Source organism: Massilia alkalitolerans DSM 17462 (assembly GCF_000427785.1).
Taxonomy (GTDB): domain Bacteria; phylum Pseudomonadota; class Gammaproteobacteria; order Burkholderiales; family Burkholderiaceae_D; genus Telluria; species Telluria alkalitolerans.
Genome location: NZ_ATYR01000030.1, coordinates 12,686 through 32,454, shown reverse-complemented (window position 1 = coordinate 32,454; position 19,769 = coordinate 12,686). Strand labels below are relative to the sequence as shown.

The 19,769-nt window shown below is 67.9% G+C and carries 14 protein-coding genes; 3 read left to right on the top strand and 11 right to left on the bottom strand.

Annotated features, from left to right (window positions below; all coding sequences use genetic code 11):
* Positions 1-23: 23 nt before the first annotated feature.
* The 4 genes from YWC_RS0122505 to mfd form a co-directional block, all read right to left on the bottom strand.
* Entirely contained in the window at positions 24-446 is a 423-nt protein-coding gene (locus YWC_RS0122505) for a hypothetical protein (RefSeq protein ID WP_027867414.1), read from the bottom strand.
* 91 nt (positions 447-537) lie between these two features.
* Positions 538-1,869: an SGNH/GDSL hydrolase family protein gene (locus YWC_RS0122500; protein ID WP_084416534.1), complete on the bottom strand. Its 1,332-nt coding sequence runs from the start codon at positions 1,867-1,869 to the stop codon at positions 538-540.
* A gap of 257 nt (positions 1,870-2,126) precedes the next feature.
* Positions 2,127-2,969: a phosphoserine phosphatase SerB gene (gene serB, locus YWC_RS0122495; protein WP_027867412.1), complete on the bottom strand. Its 843-nt coding sequence runs from the start codon at positions 2,967-2,969 to the stop codon at positions 2,127-2,129.
* Positions 2,970-2,983: 14 nt separating this feature from the next.
* A complete protein-coding gene (mfd, locus tag YWC_RS0122490) occupies positions 2,984-6,430 on the bottom strand; it encodes a transcription-repair coupling factor (RefSeq protein ID WP_027867411.1) in 3,447 nt (1,148 codons plus the stop codon).
* A gap of 150 nt (positions 6,431-6,580) precedes the next feature.
* On the opposite strand from mfd, the gene YWC_RS0122485 reads away from it, so the two are divergent.
* Positions 6,581-7,252, top strand: coding sequence for a class I SAM-dependent methyltransferase (locus YWC_RS0122485; protein WP_027867410.1), 672 nt, complete (start codon positions 6,581-6,583; stop codon positions 7,250-7,252).
* Positions 7,253-7,397: 145 nt separating this feature from the next.
* On the opposite strand, the gene YWC_RS30415 is transcribed toward YWC_RS0122485, so the two are convergent.
* The 5 genes from YWC_RS30415 to YWC_RS0122460 all read right to left on the bottom strand — a co-directional run bounded on the left by YWC_RS30415 (position 7,398) and on the right by YWC_RS0122460 (position 12,472).
* Positions 7,398-8,390 (bottom strand): HDOD domain-containing protein, encoded by a 993-nt coding sequence (locus YWC_RS30415; protein WP_051306667.1) that lies wholly within the window; start codon positions 8,388-8,390, stop codon positions 7,398-7,400.
* 139 nt (positions 8,391-8,529) lie between these two features.
* Complete coding sequence (locus tag YWC_RS30410; RefSeq protein ID WP_051306666.1) at positions 8,530-8,811, bottom strand: hypothetical protein; 282 nt, start codon at positions 8,809-8,811, stop codon at positions 8,530-8,532.
* A 137-nt stretch (positions 8,812-8,948) separates the two neighbouring features.
* Entirely contained in the window at positions 8,949-10,709 is a 1,761-nt protein-coding gene (locus YWC_RS30405) for a putative bifunctional diguanylate cyclase/phosphodiesterase (protein ID WP_036215513.1), read from the bottom strand.
* Positions 10,702-12,060 carry a GGDEF domain-containing protein gene (locus YWC_RS30400; RefSeq protein WP_229413167.1) on the bottom strand — a complete coding sequence of 453 codons (1,359 nt, stop codon included), beginning with the start codon at positions 12,058-12,060 and terminating at the stop codon, positions 10,702-10,704. The genes YWC_RS30405 and YWC_RS30400 overlap by 8 nt, the downstream gene beginning before the upstream one ends.
* 22 nt (positions 12,061-12,082) lie before the next feature.
* Complete coding sequence (locus YWC_RS0122460; protein WP_027867409.1) at positions 12,083-12,472, bottom strand: PAS domain-containing protein; 390 nt, start codon at positions 12,470-12,472, stop codon at positions 12,083-12,085.
* Between the two features lie 198 nt (positions 12,473-12,670).
* On the opposite strand from YWC_RS0122460, the gene YWC_RS0122455 reads away from it, so the two are divergent.
* Positions 12,671-13,921, top strand: a complete 1,251-nt coding sequence (locus YWC_RS0122455; protein WP_027867408.1) for an AMP-binding enzyme — start codon at positions 12,671-12,673, stop codon at positions 13,919-13,921.
* A gap of 9 nt (positions 13,922-13,930) precedes the next feature.
* On the opposite strand, the gene YWC_RS30395 is transcribed toward YWC_RS0122455, so the two are convergent.
* Complete coding sequence (locus YWC_RS30395) at positions 13,931-16,273, bottom strand: penicillin-binding protein 1A (RefSeq protein ID WP_051306665.1); 2,343 nt, start codon at positions 16,271-16,273, stop codon at positions 13,931-13,933.
* 212 nt (positions 16,274-16,485) lie between these two features.
* Here YWC_RS30395 and YWC_RS0122445 point away from each other — a divergent pair, with 212 nt between their 5' ends.
* Positions 16,486-18,765 carry an OPT family oligopeptide transporter gene (locus YWC_RS0122445; RefSeq protein WP_027867407.1) on the top strand — a complete coding sequence of 760 codons (2,280 nt, stop codon included), beginning with the start codon at positions 16,486-16,488 and terminating at the stop codon, positions 18,763-18,765.
* An 81-nt stretch (positions 18,766-18,846) separates the two neighbouring features.
* Here YWC_RS0122445 and YWC_RS0122440 read toward each other — a convergent pair whose 3' ends face one another.
* Positions 18,847-19,767, bottom strand: coding sequence for an NAD-dependent epimerase/dehydratase family protein (locus tag YWC_RS0122440; protein WP_027867406.1), 921 nt, complete (start codon positions 19,765-19,767; stop codon positions 18,847-18,849).
* Positions 19,768-19,769: the final 2 nt, after the last annotated feature.

Genomic DNA, 19,769 nt, shown 5'->3' with positions numbered 1-19,769 from the left:
GGCCTTTTTTTACGTGCACGCCTTTAGCGGCGCCAATGGTAGGGGAAGCGCGTCCCGATGTGGCCACCCCAGCCGCGATGGTGCCCCCAGCCGCGGCCGAAGTTGAAGCCGAGGCCGATCGAGACCGGCGGGTAGTAGTAACGCGGCTGGTAGACAGGTTCCGGCACGTACACCGGCTGCGGTACGTACACCGGCGCCGGCTGCACATAGACCGGCGTCTGGTGCACGACCACCGGAGCAGAGCCATAGGTCGTGGTCGTCCCGGTGTCCCCGCTCGCGGCCGCGCGGGCGCCCGTGCCCAGCGGCACCGGTGTCACCGACACGACTTGCCACTGGCTCGGATCGCCCGAGCGCGGATAAGCCTGGCTGCCGTAGTAGTTCGGGCCCGGCGCGGCGCAGCCGGCCAGCACGGCCAGCGACGCGGTAACAATGATGAGTTTCTTCATGGCGGTCCTCCTGATGCCACCATGATAAAAAAATCCGTGCACTGTACCGCCCGAAATTACACCCTGTTACAAGCGCTGGCTCCCGACACCGTCATACACGCAGTGACGCCAACTCCCTGAGCGGCACGGCGGCCGCCAGGGCCTGGTAGCCGGCATCGTTCGGGTGCAGCCCGTCGCCGCTGTTGTAGGCACTGCGCAGGTAGGTCGGCGCTTGCGGGTCGCGCAGCACGCTGTCCCAATCGACCAGCGCGTCGAAGGCGTAGGGCGAGCGCAACCAGCTGTTGACCTGCTGGCGTACCGTCTCGCGCGCCGCCGAGTTGCGCCCGGAGCCCTGGATCGGGGGCAGCGTCGCCCCGAGGATCGTGATGCCGCGCGCACGCGCCTTCATGATCAGCTGGCGGTAGCCGTTGACCAGGTTATCGCGCATCGAGGTCAGGGCAGAACTGGATGCCAGGATGATGTCGTTGATGCCGATCGCCACGATCGCGGCCTGCACCCCGGGCGTGGCGAGCACGTCGCGATCGAAGCGCTCGAGCACGTCGTGGCCGGCCAGCAGCGCGTTCGGGTCGTCCACCAGCAGCCGGTTGCCGGCAATCCCCCGGTTCACCACGCCGATGCGTCCCGCCGTGCCCAGTTCGGCCTGCAGCCGCCGCGCCAGGTAGTCCGGCCAGCGCCGGTTCTGGTTCACGGTGCTGCCCTGGCCGTCGGTGAGCGAGTCGCCGATCGCCACGACGCAGGGCGCGCCGACGTCGACGTCCACTTCGGTGAGGAAGGCCCAGGAAGCGAAACTGCGGGTGGTCGAGAAGGTGGTGCTGGCCGCGGCATTGCCAGATGCGACGTAGGTCGACGACCAGGAATCGCGGTGCAGCGTGCTGGCCCTGGCCGGCGCGCTCGACGGGAAATACAGGCTGATGGCGAGGTCGGCGAAGGGCGCGACCTGGAAGAACAGGGGATCGGACAGGACATGGGCGCCGGGCTGGATGGTGACGGTGCTCCTGCCGCCGAAAGTGAGCGGATGGTTCGATCCCGCGATCACCGCTTGCGCGCTGCTGCGCAGGCCGATCCAGGCGGCGTCGATGGCGAGCGGCGCGCTGCCCATCTGGTTGGACAGGCGCACGCGCACGCGATTGCCGCCGATGCTGGCGCGGATGAACATCCGGATCGTCTGCCCGCTGAAATTGTAGTCGTAGTAGCTGCCGGCAGGGGCGGGCCCGGCCGGTGCGCATCCCCAGCTTGCGCACCAGCCGGGCAGCTGCTGCGCCGATACGCCCAAGGGTGCGAGGGCAAGACTGCCTGCAAGGGCCGGCACACCGAGGACGAAGCGCCGTCGGCCGCTGTCTGGGCCGCCGGCCGCGCGGGCGGCATGGTCGGATTGGGAATCGGAAAGGTGAGGAAGCGAGGTGCGGAAGGCCGGAATGGACATGGCATGCTCCTGAGGAGTGAGGCGCAGCCGCGGCGCGGCCGCACCAATACCATAGACCAGCAGCGCTGCTCATCCAATCGTGCGTGTCAGTTCTTTTGCGCTGGCTCGTGTTTGAGCACCGAACTTACGGAACAGAGGAAACTTATGCGAAACGCGACGGTTCGTCAGTGCATGAAATTTCGTGCTTCACATGCATATCGCCCGTGAATCCAGGCGCTATGCCGTGCGGAACTGTCCTCGCCGCACGGAAAAACGCGTCACTGCAGGATCGTCAAGAGACCGTCCAGTCCCGAGAAGTTCAGCGCCACCGAAGCCTGCGCACGCACCACCGGCTTGGCGCGGAAGGCCACCGACAGGCCGGCGATGCCCATCATCTTGAGGTCGTTCGCGCCGTCGCCCATGACGATGGCCTGGCGCGGCGCGAGGCCATATTGCGCGCAGACACGCTCGACCGTGCGCATCTTTTCTTCCGCATCGACGATGCCGCCGAGCACGCGACCGGTCAGCTTGCCGTTTGCCACTTCCAGCACGTTCGCATGCGCGACGTCGAGCCCCAGGCGCTGCTGCAGGCGCTCGGTGAAGAAGGTGAAGCCGCCCGACACCAGCAGGGTCTTCAGGCCGGCGGCCTGCACCGCCTTCAGCATCGCTTCGCCGCCCATCGAGATGCGCAGGCGCTCGTCGTAGACGCGCTCCAGGGCCGTGGCGTCCAGGCCTTCGAGCAGCGCCACGCGGCGCGTCAGGCTGGCCGCGAAATCGAGCTCGCCGCGCATGGCCGCTTCGGTGATCTCGGCCACCTGGGGTTTCAGGCCCTGCATGTCGGCGATCTCGTCGATGCACTCGATGGTGATCAGCGTCGAGTCCATGTCCATGGCGACCAGGCCGAAATCCGCTAGCCGACGCCCGGCCTCGATGAAGCAGGCATCGACGCCGGCTTTGAGGGCGGCCGCGTCGATGCGCGCCTTCAGTTCGGCGGAGAAGGCCACGTCCTCGCAGCGCAGCGCATGGTCGCCGAGGTGGACCACGCGCGCGGGCCGGGCGAGCTGCGCCAGGCGGTCGAGCGTGTCGGAAGAGGCCTGCGGCCCCTGGAGCACCAGGTTCATCGTCATTGTGTTTCTCAAGCGAGCAGTTGTTTGATGGTCTGTTTTACCTGCGCCACGCGCGCCGCCAGGTCGGGCATGCTGGCGCTGATGCGCAGCTTGTCCTGGCCGGCGAGCTTGATGTGGCGGTTCTTCTGGATCAGGGTGATGATCTTGATCGGATCGATCGGCGGCTTCTCCATGAACTGCAGGTTGGCCGCTTCGCCGTGGGCGTCGATCTTGACGATGCCGACCATTTTCGCCGCGATGCGCAGGCGGTGGGTCTCGATCAGGGCCTTGACCTGGTCCGGCATCTTGCCGAAACGGTCAATCAGCTCTTCCTGCATGGCGTCGATCCTGTCCTGGCTTTCGCAGTTGGCCAGGCGCTTGTAGATCGACAGGCGCTCGTGCACGTCGCCGCAGTAGTCGGACGGCAGCAGGGCCGGCACGTGCAGGTTGATCTCGGTGGTCGACGAGAGCGGCGCGGCCAGGTCGGGCTCCTTGCCCGCCTTGAGCGACTTGACCGCCTCGTTCAGCATGTCGGAGTAGAGCTGGAAGCCGACCTCCAGCATCTCGCCCGACTGGTTCTCGCCCAGCACCTCGCCGGCGCCGCGGATCTCGAGGTCGTGCATCGCCAGGTAGAAGCCGCTGCCCAGTTCTTCCATCGCCTGGATCGCATCCAGGCGGCGCTGCGCCTGCTTGGTCAGGCCGGAAACATCACTGACCAGCAGGTAGGCATAGGCCTGGTGGTGCGAGCGTCCCACGCGGCCGCGCAGCTGGTGCAGCTGGGCCAGGCCGAAGCGGTCGGCGCGGTGCATGATGATGGTGTTCGCGGTCGGCACGTCGATGCCGGTCTCGATGATGGTGGTGCACAGCAGGATGTTGAAGCGCTGCGCAACAAAATCGCGCATCACCTTTTCCAGGTCGCGTTCGTGCATCTGGCCGTGGGCCACGCCGATGCGCGCTTCCGGCAGCAGCTCCTGCAGCATGGCGCGGCGGTTTTCGATGGTCTCGACCTCGTTGTGCAGGAAGTAGATCTGGCCGCCGCGCTTGAGCTCGCGCAGGCAGGCTTCGCGGATCACGGAACCGTCTTCGCTGCGCACGAAGGTCTTGATCGCCAGGCGCTTCTGCGGCGCGGTGGCAATGATGGAGAAGTCGCGCAGGCCTTCCAGCGCCATGCCGAGGGTGCGCGGGATCGGGGTCGCGGTCAGGGTCAAGACGTCGACCTCGGCGCGCAGGGCCTTGAGCGCCTCTTTCTGGCGCACGCCGAAGCGGTGTTCCTCGTCGATGATGACGAGTCCCAGGCGCGTGAACTTCACGTCCGGCGACAGCAGCTTGTGCGTGCCGATCACGATGTCGAGCGTGCCGTCGGCCATGCCCTTGATCGCGTTGTTGATCTCCTTGCCGGTGCGGAAGCGCGACAGCTCGGCGATTTTCACCGGCCAGTCGGCGAAGCGGTCGGCGAAGGTCTGGGCGTGCTGCTCGGCCAGCAGGGTGGTCGGGGCCAGGATCGCGACCTGCTTGCCGCCCATGACGGCGATGAAGGCCGCCCGCAAGGCCACCTCGGTCTTGCCGAAGCCGACGTCGCCGCACACCAGGCGGTCCATCGGACGGCCCGAGGTCATGTCCTTGATGACGTTGTGGATGGCCTCGGCCTGGTCCGGAGTCTCGTCGAAGCCGAAGCTGCCGGCGAAGTTCTCGTAGTCGGTGCTCGAATACTCGAAGGCGTGGCCCTGGCGCGCGGCGCGGCGCGCGTACAGGTTGAGCAGCTCGGCCGCGGTGTCGCGCACCTGCTCGGCGGCCTTGCGCTTGGCCTTTTCCCACTGGCCGGAGCCGAGGCTGTGCAGCGGCGCGTCTTCGGGCGAGGTGCCCGAGTAGCGCGAAATGACATGCAACTGAGACACTGGAACGTAGAGCTTGGTCTCCTTGGCGTATTCCAGGTGCAGGAATTCCATCTCGCCTTCGCCCAGGTCCATGCTCATCAGGCCCATGTAGCGGCCGATGCCGTGGTTGATGTGCACCACAGGGTCGCCGATCTTCAGCTCCGACAGGTCGCGCACCATCGATTCGACCTGGCTGGTCGCTTCCTGCTTCTTCTTGCCGGCGCGGCGGCCCGAACCCGCATACAGTTCGGTCTCGGTGATGAAGACCATGCGACCCGCATGGTCTTCGCTCAGCTCGAAGCCGGCCTGCAGGGGCGCTACGCCGAGCGCGAGCTTCGCATCGGTAGTACGGAAGCCTTCGAAGCCTTCGACCGGCGCCAGCTCGAGCTGGTATTCGTGGAAGTACTGCTGCAGGGTCTCGCGGCGGCCGGCCGAATCGGCGACGATCATCACGCGCGCATCCTGGCGCAGGAGGTAGGCACGCAGGTTGGTCAGCGGATCGTCCAGGCGGCGGTTGACCGAGATGTCGGGAATCGGCGCCGACAGCTCGGAGCTTGGGGCGGCCGGGTCGCGGCCAATGGTCCAGCGGCCGTGCGGCTTGGCGCAGGTGAAGAATTGCTCTGCTCCCAGGAACAGCTCGCGCGGCTCGAGGATCGGCCGTTCGCGGTCGCTCTTGAGGAATTTGTAGCGCGACTCGGTATCGAGCCAGAAGCGCTGGATGGCGGCCTCGATGTCGCCCACCAGGGCCAGGGTGGCGTCCTGCGGCAGGTAGTCGAACAGGGTCGCGGTTTCTTCGAAGAACAGCGGCAGGTAGTACTCGATGCCGGCCGAGGCGATGCCGTTGCCGATGTCGCGGTAGATCGGCGAGCGCGAAGGATCGCCCTCGAAGCGCTCGCGCCAGCGGCCGCGGAAGGCGGTGCGCGCCGCTTCGTCCATCGGGAATTCGCGGCCCGGCAGCAGGCGCACTTCCTTGACCGGGTACAGCGAGCGTTGGGTGTCGGCATCGAAGGTGCGGATCGATTCGATCTCGTCCCCGAACAGATCGAGGCGGTAGGGCAGGGCCGAGCCCATCGGGAACAGGTCGATCAGGCCGCCACGCACCGAATACTCGCCCGGCGACATCACCTGCGACACATGGGTATAACCGGCCAGCGTCAGCTGGGCCTTCAGCCTCGCCTCGTCCAGGCGTTCGCCCTGCCGGAAGAAGAAGGTGTAGGCTGCGAGGAAGGACGGTGGGGCCAGCCGCACCAGCGCGGTGGTGGCCGGCACCACCAGCACGTCGCACTGGCCGTTGCGGATCTCGTGCAGCGTGGCCAGGCGTTCGGACACCAGGTCCTGGTGCGGCGAGAATGCGTCGTAGGGCAGGGTTTCCCAGTCGGGCAACAGGTGGCAGGACAACTTGCCGTCCGCGAACCAGGGTATCTCGTCGAGCAGGCGCTGACCGTCGCTGGCATTGGCCACGACCACGGTCAGTATCTGATTCCTGGCCTTGAGTGCCAGCGCGGCAGTGGCGAGCGCATACGCGTCGCTCGAGCCATGCAGGGCCGGCAGGGCAAAACGGGTTCCTGGTTTGGGAAGATTTTTCTTGAGATCGAAGGGCATTGAGCGCGCAGTGACGTTCGCAACAGTGGTGGGCCATTATAGACGAATGGCCCGGGCCGCGTAGGCGCGCCACGCCGGGCAGGACGCCTTGGCGGATTGCGCTCCTGGCCTCGATGCCGGCTTGAAGCGAGGTGCAGAATGAGAAGTGCAATGAAGCATTTTTCCGATCCGGCCGCGGTTGCGCATTACCACCAGGGGCCGCCGCGGCTGGTGCCGGGATTCAGCGACCTGCAGCGCATGGCGCAGGTCCTGCTGGCTGAACGGGCACCCTTCGATGCCCGGGTGCTGGTGCTGGGCGCCGGCGGCGGGCTGGAACTGAAGGCGTTCGCCGATGCCCAGCCCGGATGGTCTTTTGACGGCGTCGACCCGTCGCACGAGATGCTGGAACTGGCGCACGACACCGTCGGCGAGCATGCCGGGCGGGTCCGGCTGCATGAAGGCTACGTGGATGCCGCGCCGGCCGGTCCTTTCGACGCCGCGGCCTGCCTGCTGACCATGCATTTCATGCCGCTGTGCGAACGCCGCCATGCGATGCGCGTCATCCACCGGCGCCTGCGGCGCGGCGCACCTTTCGTGGTGGCCCACATGAGCGTTGCAGAGGACGAGATTGAACGCGCGCTCTGGCTGGCGCGCGACGAGGCCTATGCGGTGGCCTCCGGCGCGCCGCCCGAGGAAGCGCGGCAGCGTCGCGCGCTGATCGAGCGGGTGTTGCCGGTGCTGGCGCCGGAGCAGGACGAGGCGCTGCTGCGCGATGAGGGATTCAAGGAGGTGAGCATGTTCTACGCGGCCGGGGTGTTCCGGGGATGGATCGGCTACGCCTGATGCCAGGTCGTTTGTCGTAGGGGTGATCTAGTCCAGTGGACTAGATCACGCTTTGCCGTCCGCGCGTTCAGCCAGCGCGAGCCGCGCGACTGCTCATGCACGAGTTGAACGCGCGGGCGTTTGTAGTTCCGGGCATTGCCCGAAATTACCCGCCCACCCTACGTATGGAGGATGCTTGCTCCGTGCTCCGCCCCAGCTTGTCAAATATTCGCAACGCGTTGCCGGATAATACTGCTGCCATTTCACTTGCCTCTGCGTTGCCCGCATCGCAGAGCACGCGCAGCTTGGACAGCCGGTCGCCTTCGTGCAGCGCCTGCGCGAGCGGCGTGGCATCAAACTGGCCGGCCTGCAGGATCGCCTGCCCCACGCCCGGCGGAAATTCCCACAGCTCAGCGATCCCTGCCGACAGCCTGCGCGCGCTGTCCAGCAAGGCATGGGCGAAGCCGTCGGACTGCGGCAAGGGCGCCGCGCCGCCCAGCTGGTCCGCCAGGCGCAGGGCGACCACCAGCCCGACGTTCTGCATCAGCCCCGCGAGCGTGGCCTCGAAGGGATCGGCGCCGCAGGCGGGGGCTGCCAAGCTGGCCGCCATGGCGCACTTCTCGGACTGGCTCCAGACCAGCGGCGCCGCCTGGCGCGCCAGCCGTCCGCCCTGGCTGCCAATCAGCGGACGGAAGGCCACCCGCGCCAGCAGCATGCGCAATCCGTTCTGGCCCAGCAGCATCAGGGCGCCTTCGATGTTCGCGATTTTCGCCGTGGCGCGGTAATACGGGCTGTTGACCTCGCGGATGACTTCCGCCACCAGGCTCACGTCCTGCGTCACCTGGCGCGCCAGTTTGCCCGCTGACGTGGCATCGATGCGCAGGCTGCGCAGCAGTTGCGGGATGACCGCCGGCACCCGCGGCACCAGTTCGGCGGCCGCTTCCGGCTGGCGTGCCAGGCGCGCCAGCTCATCGAGAATCAATCCCTCGGGCATCTCGCCGGCGTGCGCCGATCCGCGTGCGAGCGAGCGGTAAAAAGCCAGGTCGAGGTCGAAGGATGATGGCGGATTTACAACGCCGGCGGGTGGGGGGGCGGCCAAAGGCGGCGTCGGCACCGGCAGCGACGGCGTGCCGAACAGGCGTGCAAGCCAGTTTTTCATCGCGGACCGAAGGGAGAGCTGGAACGAACGACGGCCCGGCAGTGCGACCGCGAAGCGGCCGCAGCCGGACTGCGGGGCAGGTAGCCCGGCCGCAGGAGCGCGCAAGGCGCAAGCAGTGCGCGGCGCTTGCGCGGGCCGTTCAGCGGCCGGTACCCGAGGTCGATGAATTGGTCGCCGGCGGGGTGGTGGTGGTGCTCGGGTTGGTGGTGCCGGTGTTGGCGCCGCTCTGGCCCGAGCCGCCCGTGGTGTCCGAGCTGGTGCCGGTGCCGACGTTGCCGGAGGCGCTCGAGCTGCCGGTGCCGGTCGTGCCCATGCTGGCGTCGGAGCTGGAGCTGGAGCCGGTGTCGGTGCCGGTGGTGTTGCAGGCTGCCAGCGACAGGGCCATGACGCCGCCCAGCAGAACGGTGTGGATTTTGTTCATTCGTGTTCTCCTCGATGTGGTTGGGTCGGACCATCATGCGAGGTGTGCGGTGCACGTGAAATAGGAACAAAACTTCAGTCGATGTAGGAGCGGGCGTACGTATTCTGTGAGACGAAGTTCGCGCCCTGCCTTGCTGTTCAGGCAGCAATTGCCTGGTGACCGGCCAGCCATGCCAGCAAGTCGTCCGAAGGCAGCGGCCGGCTGTAGAAGTAACCTTGTCCCTTGGCGCAGCACTGGGCGCGCACGATGTCGGCCTGGGACTGGGTCTCGATGCCTTCGGCCACGGTTTTCATGCCCAGGCTCTGGGCTACCTTGACGGTCGCTTCGATCAGCACCCGGTGGTGGTGGCTGGTGTCGGCCTGGCTCACGAAGGAGCGGTCGATCTTGACCGTATCCACCGGCAGCAGGTGCAGGCTGGACAGCGACGAGTAGCCGGTGCCGAAGTCGTCGAGGGCCAACTGGATGCCCAGCGCCTTCAGTTCGTGCAGGCGCTGCTGGATGCCCTGGTCCTGCGCCGCCAGGCTTTCGGTGACCTCGAGCTGGAGCTGCTCGGGCGCGATGCCGGTGACCTGCAGCACGCGCCGCACGCTGTCGATCCAGCCCGGCTGCCCGAGCTGGGCGCGCGACAGGTTGACTGCGATCCGCCGCGGCGCACCCTGGCCCAGGCGTGCCTGCCAGTCCATGAAATCGCGGCACGAGCGTTCCAGCACGAAGTCGCCGACCGCGCCGATCAGGCCGCACTCTTCGGCGACGGTGATGAATTCGATCGGCGGCACGATGCCGCGCTCGGGATGGCGCCAGCGCACCAGCGCCTCGACGCCGGCCGCATGGTCGGTGCCGCCGTCAGGCAGCAGGCCAACCACCGGCTGGTAGACGACGAACAGCTGTTCCTCGGCCAGGGCCTGGCGCAGCTCGGCCTCGATGCCGGCGCGGCGCTCGGCGCGTTCGCGCATCGAGGCTTCGAACACCAGGTGGCGGGCGCCGCCGGCGCGTTTGGCCTCGACCATCGCGATGCCCGCGTCGCGCAGCACGTCGTCGGCGTCGCGCGCGCCGCAGTGGACCGATTCGGCGCCCCAGGCCAGGCCCAGGCTGGTGCCGCACACGACTTCATGACCCTGCACCCGGTAGGGAAGGGCCAGGGCATCGAGAATGCGGCCGGCGACGCGCTCGGCATCCTCGCGTGCGCGCATCCCGTCCAGTACCACCACGAACTCGTCGCCGCCCACGCGCGCGGCCAGCTGGCCGGTCACGCTGCCGATGTCGATGCGGTCGCTCGGCGGGCGCAGCGCGCCGCGGATGCGGTCGGCGATCTGCACCAGCAGCTCGTCGCCGGCCGCCTGGCCGAGGGTGTCGTTGATCTGGCGGAAGCGGTCGCAGTTCATGAACAACACGGCAAACTCGCCCGCTGACAGGGGCCGCTCAACCAGGTGCTGCAGCTGCTCGCGCACCGCTTCGCGGTTCGGCATGCGCGTGAGCGCATCGGTACGGGCGGCGTTGCGCAGCCGGCGCACCAGGGTGTCCTGCTCGCGCTGCACTTCGGCCGTGACGTCGGTCACCACCGCCATCAGCCGCTCGGTGTCGAGCTTCATCAGGCTGATCGCCAGCACTTGCGGGCTGCCCGAGGTCAATTCGAGCGGCAGCGGCGCGCGCATGCCTTCGCAGATCACGCCGGAGGAATCGCCGAATCCGGCTGCCAGGGCAGGCAGCTGGGGCGCGATCGGCGCCAGCACGCTGTACAGGTTGTCCAGGCCGGTATCGCGCGCGATCGGCATCAAGAGGCTCGATGCCATGGGATTGAGCATCTCGACCGTGCCGTCCGGCGCGATCTGGGCCAGCCCGATCGGCGCACGGTACAGGAACTGCACCAGGGCTTCGTAGGCGTCGCTCGGGTCATGCATGCTTGCGATCTCCTTCGGATTGGTGGGCGGGGCTGGACGCCATCTCGGTGCGCCAGCGTTCGACGCGGTTGCGCCCCAGGCGCTTGGCCGCGTACAGGGCCTGGTCGGCGCGCTTGAGCAGCAGGTCGATGCCCCCTTCGCCGTCGGTCAGGCTGGCCACCCCAAGGCTGACAGTGTACCGGATGCGTTGTCCGTCAAAGTGGACGACTTGCGAGGCCACGGCCGCACGCAGGCGTTCGGCCACCACCGCCGCTCGCGGCAGGTCGGTGGACGGCAGCAGCACCGCGAACTCCTCGCCGCCGATGCGCGCGACCACGTCGACCTCGCGGAAGGTCTCGCCCAGGATCGCGGCCAGGTGCTGGAGCACGGCGTCGCCGCCCGGATGGCCGTAGCGGTCGTTGATGCCCTTGAAATGGTCGGCGTCGATCGCGATCACGGCGGTTGGACGCGGCACCGTCAGGCTGCGGGTCAGCTCCTGCTCGGCCGCCTCGAAGAAGGCGCGGCGGTTCGCCAGCCCGGTGAGGTAGTCGCCGAAGGTTTCGCGCCGGCGCCGTTCGCTGGCCTCGCGCTTGTCGGTGATGTCGCGCAGGATCAGGCAATAGGCCGGGCCGTCCGCCTCCAGGCCGCAGGGCGGCTCACGCTCGGGCAGCGGCGCGATGAGAAGGCTACCCCAGAAGCCGCTGCCGTCTGCGCGCACGCGCTTGCCTTCGTCGAGACTCCAGCCGTCGCGTTCGGCGTCGCGCAGGCGGTCGAGCAGGCGCTCCGAGGTCATTGCGTCCGACGGGTAGAAGATCGAATAGGGCTGGCCCACCGCCTCCTGGCCGAAGCCGGTGACGCGGCCGATGCTCGGGTTCCAGTCGGTGATGCTGCCTTTCGCATCGAGGCCGGCGAGGACGTAGTCGGTGATGCCGGTCAGGATGGCGTTGAGCCAGGCGTCGTTCTGGCGCAGCTGGCGCTCGCGCCGCACCTGCAGGGTGACGTCGTCGATCACCGCCATGATGCGCTGGGCGTCGAGCTTGAGCAGGGTGATCGCGAGGATCTGCGGGATCTTCTTGCCGCTACTGCCAACACTGCCGGCGTTCAGGTGCACGTGCAAACCGTCGCAGATCTTGCCCGCCGGGCGGGCGTAGTCGGCGCACAGGTGGCGCAGCTCGGGCGCGACGTCTTGCAGCGCCGTGAACAGGTTGTCCAGGCCGCCGTCGCGCGAGAGCGGCATCAGGAGCTGGGCCGAGATCGGGTTCATCATGACGATGCCGCCATCGATGTCGGCCTGCACCAGGCCCACCGGGGCCAGGTACAGGAACTGGATCAGGGCCTCGTGCTCGGCCCGCAGCTCGTCGATGTCGTCCACGCGTGCGCCTCGGTCGTGCGGCTCAGCGCTGGCGCTGGACCAGCACGTAGCGGTTGCCGCTGGCCGGGCTGGCCAGCAGGCGCAGCGCCACCTTGACCGGACGCATGCGCAGGGTCAGGACGTAGTCGAGGGTGGCGTCCAGCGCGCTGCCGTCCTCCATGGCGTCCTCGAAACGCTGGGCCACCATGAAGTTGTTCAGGCAGGGGGCGACGTTGGTGAACAGCGGCTGACCGACCACGCGCTGCGGCGACAGGCCGGCCGCCTGCGATTCGAAGGCGTTGTAGCGCTGGACATTGGTGTCGGCGTCGAAGCCGATCACGCCGAAGTCGAGCTGGTCGAGCTGTTCCGGGGAGCAGCTGTCGAGTTGGGACGCCAGGTCGGCGGTCGAAAACGACAGGGTGGGTGCGTTCATGGCGTGAGTGGCGTACGGGCGCGTTCGTTGATTTGCGGAAATTGATGTTGACATGCCGCCAGCCCCTCTGTCAATTGTGCGCGACCGGGTTTTGACACTTTGCGTTGTCGAATCACACTTTTGCTCGGAATTCCGGCAGGGTTGACAGGGTTCGGGGCTGTCGGCACCATCGACGGCTCGCTACGTATCCACTGAGTCATGACTGTCAATACCGTTCCCGAACCCCGTTGGTGGAGGCACCAAGCAAGCCTGCTGCGCGTCCTGTCCGACCTGCTGGCCGGCGAACTCGCGCTGATGCGGCCCGGCATTGTGCGGCGCCCGCCGCCCTGGCCGCCCGAACTGGACTTGATGACCGACCTCGGCGCCGATTCGCTCGAACTGCTGGGGCTGGCCACCGCGATGGAGCAGGTGCTCGGGATCGGCTGCATCGGCGAAGAGCGGGTGCTGGCCAACCCCCGGCTTGGCGCCTGGCTCGAGGCGGCGGCTTCCGGACTGGAGCATGGCAGCGGGACGATCAATTTCCGCACATCGGGCAGCTCGGGCGCGCCCAAGGCCTGTTCCCACGCGCTGGCCAGCCTGTGGCAGGAAACCGGCGCACTGGCCGCGCTGTTCCCGGGAACGCGCCGCATCGTCGGCCTGGTTCCCTCGCACCACATTTACGGCTTCCTGTTCACGGTCCTGCTGCCGCGCGCACTCGGCCTGGATCCCGCCGCGACCGTCGACCTGCGCGGCGCCTCGCCCGGCGCGGTGGCCCGGCAGCTGGCGCCCGGCGACCTGGTGGTCGGCTTTCCCGACTTCTGGCGCGCATTCGCCCCGGTCGCCGGGGCGCTGCCGGCGGGCGTGACGGGCGTCAGCTCGACCGCGCCGTGCCCGGACGAGGTGGCGCGCGCCGTCATGGACGCCGGCCTGGCCCGGCTGGTGCAGGTCTACGGCAGTTCCGAGACGGCCGGCGTCGGCTGGCGCAACAGCCCGGACGAGGATTACCGCCTGTTCCCGTATTGGGAGGCGGGCATGGATGGGGCGCAGCTCGAGCGTTGCGGCGCGGACGACAGGCGCCGGTCCTTCGCCTTGCAGGACCGGCTGGCCTGGAGCGCGCCGGGACGGTTCCGGCCGATGGGACGGATCGACCACGCGGTGCAGGTCGGCGGCGTCAACGTGTTCCCCGGCTACGTGGCCGACGTGCTGCGCATGCACCCGAAGGTAGCAGATGCGAGCGTGCGCGCCATGCGGCCCGACGAAGGCCGGCGCCTGAAGGCCTTCGTGGTGCCGCGCGCGGGTGCGCCGCTGGAAGGCAGCCCGGAAGCGTCGGCGCTGCGCGCGGAACTGGGCGCATGGATGGCCGAGCGCCTGTCGACGCCCGAGCGTCCGGCCGCGTACTCGTTCGGGGCCGCGCTGCCGCGCCAGGCCAGCGGCAAGCTGTCGGACTGGATCATCGACGCAGGCGCATGAGGCAAGGCATCAGAACAGCGAGGATGGCGCAGGCGGCGGAGGGGGAGGCGGGGGCGTTGGCGGCGCCGGCGTGACCGGCTCGCCCGTGACCGGATCCACCTCCACCGGCGGATTGTCGAGCCCCGGGTCGATGTCGATCGCGCGCAGATCCGGCCGTTCGACGAATTCCTCGAACACCCAGTCGTCGTCCTCGCGCACCACGCCTTCCGGCTCCAGCTGTTCTTCCTGCGGCGGGACCTTGGCCAGGGCCACGCGCATGTAGTCGATCCAGATCGGCAGCGCCAGGGTGGCGCCGAATTCGCGCCCGCCCAGCGAACGCGGTTCGTCGTAGCCCATCCAGGCCACCGCCACCACCTTGCCGCCGTAGCCGGCGAACCAGCCGTCGATGGCGTCGCTGGTGGTGCCCGTCTTGCCGGCGATGTCGGTGCGTCCCAGCTGCCTGCTTGATGCGGCCCCGGTGCCGTAGCGGGTGACGTCGCGCAGCATGGAGTTCAGGACGAAGGCATTGCGCGGATCGAGCACGCGGTCGCTGTCCTGGCGCGCGGCCGGCTTGTTCTCCTGCAGGATGTTGCCGTTGCCGTCGCGGATCTCGGCGATCAGGTAAGGCTTGACGCGGTAGCCGCCGTTGGCGAACACCGCGTAGGCGCCGGCCATCTGCAGCGGCGTCACCGCGCCGGTTCCCAGCGCCAGCGTCAGGTTCTTCGGGTGCTTCGGCAGGTCGAAGCCGAAGCGGCCCAGGTAGTCGTGGGTGTAGTCGGTGCCGAGCGCGCGCTGCAGGCGCACGGTGGTCACGTTCTTCGAATGCGTCAGGGAGTAGCGCATCGTGATCGGTCCGTCGAACACGCCGTCGTCGTTCTGCGGCGACCAGGTCTGGCCGGCGTTCTCGCCCGGCATGTCGAGCGGCTCGTCGAGGATGCGGGTGCCCGGCGAATAGCCCTTGTCCAGCGCGGCCGCGTACACGAAGGGCTTGATCGCCGAACCCGGCTGGCGCCAGGCCTGGGTCACGTGGTTGAACTTTTGCAGGTTGTAGTCGAAGCCGCCCACCAGCGCGTGGTAGGCGCCGGTATCGGCGTCGATGGCGACAAAGGCGGCCGCCACCTGCGGCACCTGGGTGATGGCCCAGCTCTCCTTGCCTTTTTCCTTGCGCTGGCTGATCCGGACCACGGCGCCCGGCGTGATGCGCAGCGTTTCCTTCGCATTCGCCGCCAGGCCGCGCGCCGCGAACTTCAGGCCGGCGCCCTCGATCGTCACTTCCTCGCCGCTGAGCAGCTCGACGCGCACCGCCTGGGGCGAGGCCGCCAGCACCACCGCCGGCAGCAGGCCGTCGCTGGGAGTGCGCTTCTGCAGGGCCTCGATGACCGCTTCCTCGCGCTCGAGCGGGTCCTGCGGCAGGTTGACTCGCGCCTCGGGTCCGCGGTAGCCGTGGCGCTGGTCGTAGTCGAGCACGTTGCGGCGCACCGACTCGTAGGCGGCGTCCTGCTCGGCCTTGAGGATGGTGGTGGTCACCACGATGCCGCGCTCGTAGGCGCCCTCGCCGAGCTGGGCGAAGACGGCCTGGCGCGCCAGTTCGGCGACGTAGTCGGCCTTGGTTTCGAAGACCTGGCCGCCGCGGCGGATGCGCAGCGGTTCGGCCAGGGCCTGCCGGTATTCGGGCTCGCTGATCTGGCCGAGCTTGAGCAGGCGCTCGAGCACCACGTGCTGGCGCTGCTGCGCGCGCTTCGGGTTGGCGATCGGGTTGTGGCGCGAGGGGTTCTGCGGCAGGCCGGCCAGCATCGCGGTTTCGGCCAGGGTCAGCTCGTCGAGGGTCTTGCCGAAGTAGCTGCGCGCCGCGCTGGAAAAGCCGTAGGAACGGTTGCCCAGGAAGATCTGGTTCATGTACAGCTCGAGGATCTGGTCCTTGGTGAGCGCGTCCTCGATGCGGTAGGCCAGCGCCACTTCGGTGATCTTGCGCGACAGGACCTTCTCCTTGGAGAGGAAGAAATTGCGCGCCACCTGCATCGTGATGGTCGAGGCGCCGCCCGAGCCGAAGCCGCCGCGCAGGTTGGTGTACACCGCGCGCATGGCGCCGCGCCAGTCGATGCCCTGGTGCTGGTAGAAGTGCGCGTCCTCGATGGCGAGCAGGGCCTGCTTCATGCGCGTCGGGATCTTGTCGATGGTGACGAAGTCGCGCCGCTCGACGCCGAATTCGCCGATCAGGTGCTTGTCGAGCGTGTACACGCGCAGCGGGATCTTGGGCTGGTAATCGAGCACCGCATCGATCTTCGGCACGTTCGGCAGGACCACCGTCATGGCATAGATGGCAACGGCGGCCGCCAGTCCGACCAGGGCGGCGAGGACAAAGAACAGGAACATCCGGAGACGGCGGGGACGCCTGGCGGGCGACTGGGACGGCGGGGTAACAGGCTTGGTCACTGACTACTCTCGAAGAACGCTCGTAAGTACCGAGCATTGCGGTGCATTGTATCCCGCGCATTCTACCGCTTCAAACTGCTTTCATTCCATTTCGGCATATGCGATAGTCACGCCTTCGGTTTTACCCAAGCGTGCATACCCGAGGAACACCCATGCCCTACGATTCACCTTCCAACACCAGCGCGTCCGGCTTCAAGCCCTATATCCCGGCCAGCGCGAACCTGCCCGAGTTCACACTGCGCGCCCTGATCATGGGCACGGTGCTGGGCATGATCTTCGGGGCGTCCTCCCTGTACCTGGTGCTGAAGGTCGGCCTGACCGTGAGCGCCTCGATCCCGGTGGCGGTCATCGCCATCACCCTGTTCCACACGGCGAAGAAGTTCGGCGCCCGCGAATCGACCATCCTCGAGAACAGCATCACGCAGACCGCCGGCTCGGCGGGCGAATCGCTCGCCTTCGGCCTCGGCGTGACCATGCCGGCGATCATGATCCTCGGTTTCGACCTGGAGATCTCGCGCGTGATGCTGGTCGGCGTGCTGGGCGGCCTGCTGGGCATCCTGATGATGATCCCGATGCGCCGCACCATGATCGTCGACGCCCACCGCGAACTGAAGTACCCGGAAGGCACGGCCTGCGCCGAGGTGCTCAAGGCCGCGGCCACCGAGACCTCGCGCGCCGCGGCGGGCGAGGCGCGCGAAGACGGTTCCGATGCCGCACGCGACGCCAAGCGCCGCGCCATGCTGATCTTCGGCGGCTTCGGCATCGGCCTGGCGTACAAGACCCTGAGCGTGTCCTTCAAGGGCTGGCGCGACTACGTCAACTTCGAATTCGCCAGCCCGCTCAAGGGCGGCTCGGCCGGCGCCGAAGTCTCGCCCGAGCTGCTCGGCGTGGGCTACATCATCGGCCCGCGCATCGCCCTCACGATGGCGGCCGGCGGCGTGCTGTCCTATCTGCTCCTGATCCCGATGATCGCCTTCTTCGGCGAGCTCCTCACGGTGCCGCTGGCGCCCGCCACCACCCTGATCCGCGACATGGGCCCGGACGACATCCGCAACGCCTACGTGCTGTACATCGGCGCGGGCGCGGTGGCGGCCGGCGGCCTGATCGCCCTGGCGCGCTCGATGCCGGCCATCTGGAGCGGCCTGACGGGCGGCCTGTCCAGCATGAGCAAGAGCCGGGCCGCGGGCGCGGCCGCCGACAACGCGCTGCGCACCGAGCAGGACATTCCGCTGAAGTGGGTCCTGATCGGCTGCCTGGCGATCATCGCCATCATCACCGTGGCCACCCCGCTGCACATGAACCTGCTGGGCGCGCTCCTGATCCTGGTGTTCGGCTTCCTGTTCGCCACCGTGTCCTCGCGCCTGACCGGCGAAGTCGGCTCGTCCTCGAACCCGATCTCGGGCATGGCGGTGGCCACCTTGCTGTTCACCTGCCTGATCTTCCTGGTGATGGGCTGGACCGGCGGCCAGTACTACGTCACCGCGCTGTCGGTCGGCGCCATCGTCTGCATCGCGGCGAGCAATGCCGGCACCACCTCGCAAGACCTGAAGACCGGCTTCCTGGTCGGCTCGACCCCGCGCATGCAGCAGTACGCGATCCTGTGCGGCGCCCTGGCCTCGGCCCTGATCCTGGGACCGATCCTGCTCAAGCTGAACGAGGCGGGCACCGTGTACGTGCCGGCCGCGCAAGTCGCGCCGGGCCTGAAGGTGGATGCCTCGAAGCTGACCGAAACCGCGCAGTTGCACGGCCCGCAGGCCGCCGGCGACGCCAACACCTATAAGGTCTGGCAGAAGACCGACACCGCGGGCGGCCCGGCCGGCAAGTACCTGGTGGCCGCCGACGGCAGCCTGGCCTACCTGGTCGATCCGGGCATCAACGGCACCCACAAGGTCCGTCCGGACGGCACCGAAGTCAAGAAGTACGATGCGCCGAAGGCGGTCCTGATGTCCTACATCATCAAGGGCATCCTCGACCAGGAGCTGCCATGGACGCTGGTGCTGTTCGGCGTGATGATCTCGGTGGTGCTCGAGATGGCCGGCGTGCACGCGCTGGCCTTCTCGGTGGGCGTCTACCTGCCGCTGATCTCGACGCTGCCGATCGCGGTGGGCGGCATGGTGCGCTGGCTGGCGGACCGCCGCAACAACCAGCTGCCGCAGTACGAGAAGCTGAACGCCGAAGAGCGCCAGGCAGCAGGGGACCGCAGTTCGGGCACGCTGCTGGCGTCGGGCTATATCGCCGGCGGCGCGCTGGCCGGCATCATCATCGCCATCACCGCCGGCGTGCTGACCGACTTCGACAGCAGCATGGCCACCTGGGCGGAAGCCTCGAACCCGTTCTTCGCGGGGCCGAACGCCAACCTGCTGACCCTGATTCCCTACGGCCTGATCATCGCGCTGCTGTACTGGGTGGCGCGGGAAAAAGCGAAACGCTAAAGCAAACGGCCCGGAAGATTCCGGGCCGTTGTTTTTGTAGGGTGGGCAAGTTTCTTGCCCACGCGTTCAAGCAGCTTGAATTCAGACGAAGGCCAGGTCGTGGTGACGAATCACATCGTCCAACCAGTCCCTGGTATGGCCGAAGCGGTAGCCAAGCGCCTTGGCACGCGAGGTGTCGAGCGCCAGAGGCGTGGCGAAATCGAATGGCGACAGCACGCCCGGTCCTGCCGGCGCCACCTTGGCGGTGCGCGGCGTCTCGTCGAGCACCGCGGCCACGCGCGCATGCAGGTCGAAGCTCGAGAGCGCCCCGTCGCAGGCGGCGTTGACGGGGCCGCGGAAGTCCTGCATGCCGGTCCACAGCAGGAAGTCGGCCGCTTCCTGGGCTTCCATGAACGAGACCTTGGCACCCGCGTTCGCATAAGGCAGGGTGGCGCGCAGGCGCACCAGGTCGACATAGTGGGCCAGCCGGCCGGTGAAATCCTCGGGGCCGCCGAGCACGTGGGCCAGGCGCACGGTCGCGAGCGGCAGGCTGCCGTCGCGCTCCAGGTAGGCTTCGGCCTGGATCTTGCCCGAGACGTAGCATTCGATCGCGCGCGCCGGGTCGTGCCAGGGATAGGCGGTGTCGATGCGCTGGGCCAGTACCGGCAGGTCGCTCTCGAGGAAGGCCGCATCGCGCGGCGCCAGCTCGCGATAGGCGTCGATGGTCGAGGTCATGACGTAGCGCCCCACCTTACCGGCGAAGACACGCACCGAAATCGCGGCGTCCAGCGGCGAATAGCACATCTGGTCATAGACGATGTCGAAGGACAGGTCGCGGAAGGCGTTGCGCATCGCATGTTCGTTGCGGCGGTCGACGCGGATGCGGGTGATCCGGTCGCCGAAGGGATCCGGCGCATAGCCGCGGGTGGCAATGCTCACGCGGTGCCCAAGACGCAGCAGGCGCTGCACCAGGAGTTTGCCGAAATAACGGGTACCGCCGATCACCAATATATTCTTTGGCATGA